General features: G+C 67.0%; 5 protein-coding genes. 1 reads left to right on the top strand and 4 read right to left on the bottom strand.

Features of this window, described 5'->3' with window-relative positions:
• The 4 genes from MFF42_RS11675 to MFF42_RS11660 all read right to left on the bottom strand — a co-directional run.
• Positions 1-974: acyltransferase family protein (locus MFF42_RS11675; RefSeq protein ID WP_238255901.1), on the bottom strand; the 974-nt coding region annotated here is incomplete at its 3' end.
• Positions 949-2406 (bottom strand): oligosaccharide flippase family protein, encoded by a 1458-nt coding sequence (locus tag MFF42_RS11670; protein WP_238255900.1) that lies wholly within the window; start codon positions 2404-2406, stop codon positions 949-951. The genes MFF42_RS11675 and MFF42_RS11670, both read right to left, overlap by 26 nt.
• 63 nt (positions 2407-2469) lie before the next feature.
• Positions 2470-3861 carry an O-antigen ligase family protein gene (locus MFF42_RS11665; protein WP_238255899.1) on the bottom strand — a complete coding sequence of 464 codons (1392 nt, stop codon included), beginning with the start codon at positions 3859-3861 and terminating at the stop codon, positions 2470-2472.
• Positions 3858-4979, bottom strand: a complete 1122-nt coding sequence (locus tag MFF42_RS11660; RefSeq protein ID WP_238255898.1) for an endo-1,4-beta-xylanase — start codon at positions 4977-4979, stop codon at positions 3858-3860. The genes MFF42_RS11665 and MFF42_RS11660 overlap by 4 nt, the downstream gene beginning before the upstream one ends.
• Positions 4980-5345: 366 nt before the next feature.
• Between MFF42_RS11660 and MFF42_RS11645 the strand changes: the two genes are divergently transcribed.
• Positions 5346-10196 carry a family 16 glycosylhydrolase gene (locus MFF42_RS11645; protein ID WP_283206869.1) on the top strand — a complete coding sequence of 1617 codons (4851 nt, stop codon included), beginning with the start codon at positions 5346-5348 and terminating at the stop codon, positions 10194-10196.
• Positions 10197-10215 lie beyond the last annotated feature (19 nt).

The following is a 10215-nucleotide window of genomic DNA, read 5'->3' as shown; positions in this document are numbered from 1 at the left end:
GCGCCGGCCGCGGCGATGATCATCGATCCCTGCGTCAGGTAGACCGCGTAGGACGTCTCGCCGAGGAATGTCGCGAGGCGGGCGGCCCGGCCGGAGAAGACGGCACCGACGGCGGCGATCACCAGAGCGGGCAGGAGGATGAGGACCGCGAAGCCGTCGGCCACGGGCTGCAGCGGCTCCGGGAGCCAGAGCTTGGCCTGGGCCAGACCCGCGGCCGCGGCGAGCAGCGCCGCGAGCGGCAGGGCCGACGGGAAGGTCCAGGGGGACCGGGCATAGCTGCGGAAGATCAGCATCCCGGTCAGGAAGGAGAACACGACGCGCGGAAAGGCGGCGAGGAAGGTCGAGGAGCCCCATCCCACATCGACGCTGCCGTAGGAGCCGATCGCCGCCGCGAGAACGAGGCCCGTCAGCACCCAGAGCACGATCAGGAGGCGGGTCGAGAAGAAGGCGAGCCAGAGGGCGAAGAGGATGTTCGTGACGATCTCGTAGAAGATCGACCAGCTCGCCGCGTTGAAGGGGAACAGGGTCAGGCTCCCGTAGGGCCCGTTCAAGGTCGGCAGCACGAACGCGTTCAGGACGGCGGCGAGAGCGAGGCGGTCCGTATCGAGGTAGCCCTGGAGGCTGTAGTAGCGCGCCGTCATCACGCCCCAGCCGACGAACATGGTCAGCGCGTAGAGCGGATACAGGCGCCCGAAGCGGCGCACGGCCAGTTGAAACAGGCCGATCCTCCGCGTCGCCAGGGATGCCTCGTAATTGTAGGCGATGACGAATCCGCTCAGGATGAAGAACAGGTCGACCGCCAGATAGCCCCCCGGCATCAGCTGGCCGCGCAGGCCGAACATGAAGTCCACGTGGTAGATCAGGACCACGATGGCCGCCAAGCCGCGGACGAGGTCCAGACCGTGCAACTGCCGCTTGACCTGCGGCGCAGCGTCCGGCGAGGACGGCCTAGCGGAAGCGTTTAAGGGCAGCATCGATCCCCCTCACAATCATGTTCTTCGATCGGACGCTTCCGATATCCAGGACGTAGCCGAGGCTGGCATAGACAAGGATGCCGGTGGGTATCGTGGCGGCGAGATGCGTCATCGCCGAGGCTCCGCGCATCGCTTCCTGAAGGAGGGCGCAACTGAGCGCCATCGCGGCCGTCGTGATGACGATCAGGCCGATCGGCCGGGCCGGGAGCGGCATGGCGAAGACCGGGCGCAGCAGGATGAACGAGACGACCACGCCGACGAGATCTGAGATCACCAGCGCCCAGACGGCGCCCATCAAGCCGAAATACCGCGTCAGCACGAGGTTGAGCAGGATGTTGGTGACGAGCGTGGCACCGCCGCAGACGACCTGCCGGATCGGCTTCTCGACGAGTTGAAAGCCGAGATGCAGATAATATTGCGCGAAGACGTTGAGCCCGCGCGAGAGGGCGAGGAGAGGCAGCAGGGCGCCGACGGTTCCTTCGAAGGCCGCGCCCGAGATCACCTCGGCGAACGGGTGCGCGACGACCGCGACGCCCGCGAGGGCCGGCATCAGGATTCCGAGGAACAGCACGACCCCCGAGCGCAACTCCCGCTGCGCCTCCGCCGCGCCGCCCCTGCGATAGGCGGCGATCGCCAGGGGGCCCATGATCGAGGTGACGCTGCCGGCGAGGATACCGCAGAGCTGGCTCGTCACGTCGAGGGCCGCGCCGAAATGCCCGACGGCCTCGGCACCGAGCACGCCGCCGACGAGGAGGCGCACGAGCGTCGAGTTTCCGGAGAAGACGAGGCCCGACAGCGCCAGCGGCATGCCGTAGCGCAGGAAGCGGCGGATGTGCCGGGTCTCGAGGGGGTTCTGGTCGCCGGAGCGCGCCGCGGATCCTTGACCTTGCGCCGCGAAGAAGGTCAGCGCCATCACGGCGAAGCCGGCGGCGATGCCGATCAGGAGCATCGACCCGCGGGCATAGAGGAAGGCCAGCGTCACGCTGATGCTGAAGCTGAGCAGGCTGCGGCCGATGGTGGTGCGGGCGAAGGCGCCGGATTGGTGCCGGGCCCGGCGCATCTCCTGCGTGATCTCGAACAGCGCTTGCGCGATCGCCATGGCCAGAATCGCCAGGACGACGACACTCGCCTCGCCGGACACCAGGATCCCGCCGCCGACGACGATGGGCGCGACGAACAAGGTGGTGACCGCGAAGCAGATCAGGGCGAAGGGAACGAAGTTCGTTTCGTGCGCCTCGGCCTGAAACCGCGCGATCGAGAAGCGGATCCAGCCGTAGCTGATATTCCCGATCAGGAAGGCCATGCTCGCCCCGACCGAGTAGACGCCGTACTCCGACGGCGTCAGCAGGCGCGTGTAGATGCTGAAGGAGAAGAACCCAAGCAGGCCCGGCAGCGCGAAGGCCACCATGTAGAGGAGGGTGTGCTTGAGCATCGGGAGGGGGGAGGGGCCACCGAGAGAAGGGGACGTGGTCGTGACGGCAACGGACCTTGCCGTTCAGGTTTGTCTCTCGGAGGAGGGAGGGGGCATCCGGCCCGCCGGCACGCCGTCGTTCATGCGATATCGCCTGATGACGACGATCGACGCGACGAGGAAGATCCACGTGCCGTCGGCCCGGTTGAGGAGGATCGATTCCGTGCCGTTCGTGAACAGGCCGAACAGCCAGATGGTCACGAACAGCTTCAGGATCGGGTCGTTGCGGTGGCGGACCGCCGCGAGGTCGAGCGCCGGCCGCACCACGACGAAGAGCAGCGTGAGGATCAGGCCGGGGATGCCGATCATGACGACCGTGTCAAGGAATCCCTGGTGTCCGTACACGGCCGCGACGACCCAGCTGTTGCCCCGCGTCACGGCCGGCGAGAGACTTCCGACCTGCCAGAACGACTGGAAGCCCGCCCCCATCAGCGGGTAGTCGGCCGTGTAGTGGAGGAGGAACCGCCACAGCTCGATCCGGCCCGTGAAGGTGACGTCGCCGATCAGCTTGCCCGCGAGATCCCGGGCCTCGTCGCTGGCCACCGTGGCCAGGGTGATGCCGTTGAGGAGGGCCAGGCAGGCCAGGACGATCGCCGCGAGCAGCGGCCCGCTGCGGATCGTCAGGAATCCCCGCGCGAGCACCGCGACGAGCAGAATGAGGAACAGCGGCGTCTTCGAGCCGGACTTCAGGAGGAATACGAATTCGAGGAGCGCGAGGGGGACCAGGAGGTAGGCCGGCGCGAGGCGGCGCGCGTAGAAGATGAGAACCAGCTCGATGGCGCAGATCGGGCCGGCCATGTTCTTGTGCGCGAACTGACCGCGCCAGAGCCCGGCGAGTTGCGGTTCTACGCCGGTCGCCTGGTGGACGCCGTAGAAGGGCAGCCCGAACACGAACACGTATTTGGTGATCGTCTCGGCGACGCAGACGGCGAGCAGCAGCCGGACGATCGTTTCGACCTTCCTGACGTTGGAGAATATCAGGATCGCCAGCAGCACGCAGATCGCCGACAGGAGAAAGCGCCGCAACGACACGTCGGGCACCAGGGCGAAGACCGTCGAGAGCAGGCACCAGCCGGTCAGAAGCAGCAGCGTGATGTCGACCTGCCGCTTCAGCTGCGAGGCACGCTCCCGCGTCACGAAGAGCGCGAAGACGAGGAGGCCGATCCAGAGCAGCTGGATGAACAGCGTGCCTTCGCGTCCGGCGGTCGGATCCTCGGAGAAGCGCGTCGCACCCGGATTCGGGGTGAGCCAGAGCGGGATCATCACCGCGACGAAGGAGACCCACCGCAAGCGCTCCCAGGCCGCGCTGGCGGCCGCGGCGGCGCGCGCAGAACGGCGGTTCGCGCCGCCCATGGCGGCTGGCGGCGCGCCGGTGTCCCACAGGCCGGCCGCGGGGAGCGGGGATGGGACTCTCACGCGAGGACGACCTGACGGATCACGTTCCAGAGCTCTTTACGTCGAAGATCGAAATCGAAGGGAAGGGGACGCAAGGGACGTCCGTCATCCCGCGCGTGCCACATGTCAAGCCACGTATTCCGATCATTCATTCCCCAACAAGTCACACTAACGAGATTGCTTTCTGCTCGCACCGCTTCGAGGTATTGCCGCGCATGCTCGGCGACGGCCTTATCGCGCACGGAGGGATCTCCGGGCAACGATCGATCGATGATGTCGAGCTCTGTCACGGCAATTTTTAGACCCAGAGATCTTACTCCGGCTAAGAATTCGCGCAGGCCCTTGAGGTCGAGTTTCTTGCCGGCATCGAGATGTGATTGCAAGCCGAGGACGTCGATCGGCACGCCGCGATCTTTCAATCTGCGCAACAGGGCAAGCAGACTTGCGCGCCGGTCCGCCTGATCGTCGTACTCGATCTCGGCCTCGTTCAGGCACAGCACCGCCTTCGGATCGGCCGCCCGCGCCGCCTTGAAGGCGAGATCGAGATAGGTCTCGCCCAGCGTCTGCGAGTACGCGGTCCGGCGCAGGTCGCCCGGCATGCCGTCGCGCGCATTCAGCGGCTCGTTGACGACGTCCCAGCGCGCGATCCGCCCCTGGTAGCGGCCGAGGGTCATGTCGATGCGGCGGTGGAGCGCTTCCGTCAGCGTCTTGGCGTCCCGGCTGGTCTTCAGCCAATCCGGGATGAACCAGTGGTAGAGCAGGGCGTGGCCGACGACGCGGATGTCGTTGGCGGTGGCCCAGGCCAGACCGGCATCGGTCGGCTGCCAGTTCCACTGCCCCGGCTTCGGCTCCATGGCCGACCACTGGAAGTTGCTCTCCGGCGTGAAGAGATCCATCTCCGCAGCCATCCGGGCGAACAGTTTGCGCTCCTTGGGGATGCGCGCGGCATTCGCGGTCAGGCCGAAGGCGGGCTTGCCGCGGGCGGCTCCCTTCAGCGGCGGCAGGTCCGCGAACGGATCGTCGGCGGCGCGGGGCGCGGCGAGAGCCGGCCGCCGGCCGGTGCCGAGACAGGCTCCGCCGACGAGGCCCGCAAGGCATGCGCGGCGCGTGAAAGCCGTGCGTCTCGATCCGTCGTTCACGCATCCCCCGAGCGATTCGGAGCATCGTCCGTCGCCGATGCGTGGCATTTAAAGCATGTGTGATGCCAATTCGTAAGGCGCCCGACCGGGAGGTCAAAAAAGACATCCCTGAGCGAGTGTCGATAGATTATTCTATTTCTGGTTATGTACGCAGAGCTGCGTCAAAATGATTGGGAGTCTTCAAACCAATATTAATGGATAACGTTCAGATAACGCAAAGCAGATCTGGGCATTGATACATTTTAAATGGGTTGGATCTCTGATGCGGTGCAGCAGTCATCCTTCGTTGTCGAGAACTGATCAGCGAAGGGCTTGGGCGCATCGACCATGATCGCGCCGGACGGCATCGAGATTGGGATCGAATCCATGAGTGAGATCACTCGTTTCGCGGCTTCCGCCGTCGCCGGCATGAACGGCCGGACGGTGGGACTCTTCGTCGTGCCGGCGGCCGGGCGGGCGGCCAGCATCCTCGACTTTTCCACAGGCGAGGGTGGCGACGTGCTGCTTCTGCCGCCCGGCCTGTTCTCGTCCTTCGCCCAGTTCGCCGCGGCCCTGACGCAGTCGGACGAGGACACCCTCATCACGCTGCCGGGACAGGGCACGCTGACGCTGAAGGGCGTGCGTCCGGCCAGCCTGACCCTCGCGAACGTCGTGATCGACCCGCCGACGAGCGCGAAGGCGACCGCTTGGCTGAGTGGCGTCGCCAAGGGCGACGTCGTGACCGGCACCGCCCGTGCCGACGAGATCAAGGACAGTGTTGGCGAAATGACCCTATCTGGCGGCGCTGGCGACGACACCTACATCGCCTACAACCAGTCGACGCGGATCGTCGAGGCCAAGGGCGGCGGGATCGATACGGTCGTCACCTGGGCGTCGAGCTTCGCCCTGGCAGAAGACCAGGAGATCGAGAACCTGACCTTCCGCGGCTCGGGCGCGGCGACCGGCACGGGCAACCGCCTCGCGAACGTCATCACCGGCAACAGCGGCGCCAACATCCTGGCCGGAGCCGGCGGGAACGACCTGCTGATCGGCGGCGGCGGCAACGACGTGTTCGTCCTCGCCAAGGGCGACGGCTTCGACACCATCACCGATTTCGTCGCGACCGGTGCCGAGGCCGACCGCCTGCGCCTCGGCGGTTTTGCGGCGACGTCCTTCGCCGAGCTGAAGGCGGGGATGGCTCAGGTCGGGCGGGACGTGGTGATCAGCCTCGGCGGAACCGACGGCGTTCTCCTTCGCAATGTCGCGCTGGCGGATCTCTCCGCCGCCAACTTCGAGTTCAGCTTCACCGGCGGTGCCGGCAACGACACGATCCGCGGCGGCGAGGGCAACGACCTCCTCACCGGTGGCCGTGGCCGCGACACGTTCGTGATCGAGCGGGGCGGCGGCTCCGACACGATCACCGATTTCGTCGCGGGCGCCGGCGGCGACACCCTGTCGATCCGCAATTACGGCTTCGGCGATTTCGCCGCGTTCCGGGCCGCAGCCAAGCAGAGCGGAGGCGACACCGTCGTCACCCTCGGCAACGGCGAGACCCTGACGCTCAAGAACGTCGCGGCATCGAGCCTCATCGCCACCAACGTGACGGTCCAGAACGACGCCGCCGCCGTCGCGATCAAGGCCGCGGTCGCCGCGGTCTCGGCCACGACTCTGCCTCTCTCGGGCGCGGCGAACAACTGGCTGACCGCGAGCGTCGCCGGCGCGGTCGTCAACGGCACCCTGCGCAACGACCAGATCAGCGCGAGCGCGGCCAACGTGACGCTCGCGGGCGGCCTCGGCGACGACACCTACAACGTCAACGGCACGACGCGCGTCGTCGAGAAGGCCGGCGAGGGCATCGACACCGTCATGACCTGGCTCGGCGATACCGTCCTGCCCGACAACGTCGAGAACCTCTTTATCAAGGCGACGGGCGCCGCCCAGGCGACGGGCAACGACCTCGCCAACCTCATCGTCGGCGGCACGGGCGCGAACCTGCTCGCGGGCGGCCGGGGCAACGACGTGCTGACGGGCGGCGGCGGCAAGGACGTGTACGTCATGCGGCCCGGCGACGGCCGGGACACGATCACGGATTTCGGCCTGACCGGGACCGAGGCCGATCTCCTGCGCCTCGACGGCTACACCTTCGCGGACTTCGCCGCGCTCAAGGCGGCCATGGTGCAGAACGGAGCCGACACCGTCATCGCCCTGAGCGCGACCGACAGCGTCGTCCTGCGCAACGTGACGCTGTCGGGCTTGACCGCGGCCCATTTCGATCTGCTGAACGTCGCCGACACCCTGGTCGCGCCCGCGGCGGGCGGGATCCTCGACGGCGGCCGCGGCAGCGACACCCTCATCGGTGGCACCGGACGCGACGTCTTCGTCGTCTCCAAGGGCAACGGCTCGGATACGGTCCTGAACTTCACGGTTGGCAGCACCGGCGACGTGCTCGACCTGCGCGGCTACGGTCTGAAGACCTTCGCCGACCTGCGCGCCGCCTCCGTCCAATCCGGCAGCGATACGATCGTCGCGCTCGGCGGCGGCGAGACCGTGACGCTCAAGAACGTCAAGCTCGCCGACCTCACCGCCGGCAACGTCCTGCTCGAATTCGGCCTCTCGGCCAGCGCGAGCCCGACCAAGTGGATCAACACCACCGCCGACAACCAGACCCTGACCGGAACCTCCGGCAACGACCAGTTCCAGGCCAGCAAGGCATCGCCGACCCTGATCGGCGGATCGGGGGACGACACCTATCTCGTCTCCCGCTTCAGCGACGTCGTGGTCGAGAAGCCGGGCGAGGGGACGGACACCGTCGTCACCTGGGGCGACGGCTACAAGCTCACCGACAGCCAGTCGATCGAGAACCTGACGCTCAACGGCACCGGCAATTCGTCGGCCTGGGGCAACGGCCTCGACAACATCATCACCGGCAACGCCGGCAATAACGGGCTCAACGGGGCCAAGGGCAACGACATCCTCACCGGCGGCGGCGGGCGCGACACCTTCATCGTCGTCAAGGGCGAGGGCAACGACATCATCACCGACTTCACGGCCGCGGAGGACCGGCTGCGGCTCGACGGCTTCGCCTTCAAGAGCTTCGCCGACGTCGCGAAGGTGATGTCGCAGGTCGGGACCAGCGTCGTGCTCCGGCTCGGCGGCGACCAGACCCTGATCCTGCAGAACGCCAAGCTCGCCGACATCACCGCCGACACCGTGCTCCTGCCGGTCGACACGGGCGGCATGGTCCAGACCTTCCGCGACGATTTCAGCACCTTCTCGACCTACAAGGGGACGAGCGGCACCTGGCTGACGCGCTACGAGTGGTCCGGGGACGCGGCCTACACCCTGGTGAGCAACCACGAGGGCCATCTCTACGTCGATCCGAGCTTCAAGGGCATCACCGGCAAGGAGGCGCCCTCGGCCCTCGGCCTCAATCCCTTCTCGATCGAGGACGGCAGCCTCGTCATCACCGCGAAGCCGATCGAGGCGAGCGCGAAACCCTATACCGGCGCCTACGCCTTCACCTCGGGCATGATCTCGAACCAGGCGGTCTTCGCGCAGACCTACGGCCATTTCGAGATGGTCGCGGACCTGCCGGAGGGGAAGGGCACCTGGCCCGCCTTCTGGCTCCTGCCGACCGACAATTCCTGGCCGCCGGAACTCGACGTGCTGGAGACCTTCGGCGACGTCCCCGACATGGTCCACCACAACCTGCACTCGACCTCGCAGGGGAACAGCCATTCGCAGGACGGCGACTGGGTGATGACCGACACGCTGAGCGGCAAGCACGCCTTCAGCGTGACCTGGACGCCCTACACCGTCACCTTCTTCGTCGACGGGAAGCAGACGGCGCAGTACGCGACGCCGACCGACATGAACAAGTCGATGTACATGATCGCCAACCTCGCCATGGGCGCTCAAGGCTCGTGGTCGGGCGCGGCCGATCCGAACACGACGGCGCAATACAAGATCGACTCGATCACGGCGTGGCAATTGCCCGAATACACGCTCGAGCATTACACGCTGAAGACAAGCGCGGCGTCGAGCCATGTCGTCACCGGCACGGCGTCCGCCGAGACGCTGACCGGCACGGACGCCGCCGACATGCTGATCGGCCAGGGCGGCGCCGACACGCTGCGCGGCGGCCTGGGCGACGACACCTACGTCGTCTCCGTGGCCGGCACGACGGTGACCGAAGCCTTCGATGCCGGCATCGACACCGTCCGCTCCTCGGTCTCGTTCGTCCTGTCGGAGAACGTCGAGAACCTGACCCTGACCGGAACCGGCTCCATCGACGCGACGGGCAACAGCCAGTCGAACATCCTCGTCGGCAATGCGGGCGCCAACGTCATCCGGGGCGGGGCCGGCAACGACATCCTGACCGGCGGCCTCGGCAACGACACCTTCGCCTTCTCGAAGGGCAGCGGCTCGGACATCATCACCGATTTCCAGGCGGGCGCGGGCGCGGGCGACGTCGCCCAGATCGACGATTACGGCTTCACCTCGTTCGCGGGCGTTCAGGCCGCGATGAGCCAGCACGGGGCCGACGTCTACCTCGCCCTCTCGCCGTCCGACACGCTCGTCTTCCGCGACCACGCCCTCGCGGATTTCAGCGCCGACGACTTCCGTCTGCCCTCGGACCTGCCCGTGAGCGGCAGCTACATGCGCGTCGAGACCGGAACCACCGGCAACGACACCGTCGTCGGGACGGGTTCGAACAACTACCTCGACGGCAAGGGAGGCAGCGACACCCTGGTCGGCGGCTGGGGCGACGACACCTATCGCGTCTATAGCGGCGGCACGACGACGATCGTGGAGCGGCCGGGCGAAGGGGTGGACACGGTGGAAGCCTACGCCTCCTACACGCTTCCCGGCAACGTCGAGAACTTCAAGGCGATGACGTGGAACGTCAGCGCGACCGGCAACGGTCTCGACAACCGCATCTGGGGTTCGGGCGGGAGCGAGACGCTCAACGGCAAGGCCGGCAACGACTGGCTCTCAGGCGGCGCCGGCAACGACACCTTCGTCTACGAGAAGGGATCGGGCTTCGATACGATCGCCGACTTCCACGTCAAGACGGCCAGCGGCGAGCGCGACGTCCTCAAGCTCGTCGGCTACAGCACCAACGCCTACCTGACCCATACGGCCGATGTCTGGACGATCCACGACGGCGCGGTCCAGGACAGCCTGCGCATCGTCGGCGTCACGCAGCTCGGCACCGCCGACGTCCTCTTCGCCTGAGATCGCACCGCCTCTCTCC

Source organism: Methylorubrum podarium, assembly GCF_022179745.1.
In the GTDB taxonomy this organism is placed as follows: Bacteria; Pseudomonadota; Alphaproteobacteria; order Rhizobiales; family Beijerinckiaceae; genus Methylobacterium; species Methylobacterium podarium.
This window is presented reverse-complemented; position numbering and strand designations above follow the sequence as displayed.

Bases quoted from the DNA above. Each gene is read 5' to 3' on its own strand.
- MFF42_RS11670 (WP_238255900.1), bottom strand. From the start codon at position 2,406: ATGCTCAAGCACACCCTCCTCTACATGGTGGCCTTCGCGCTGCCGGGC.
- MFF42_RS11645 (WP_283206869.1), top strand. From the start codon at position 5,346: ATGAGTGAGATCACTCGTTTCGCGGCTTCCGCCGTCGCCGGCATGAAC.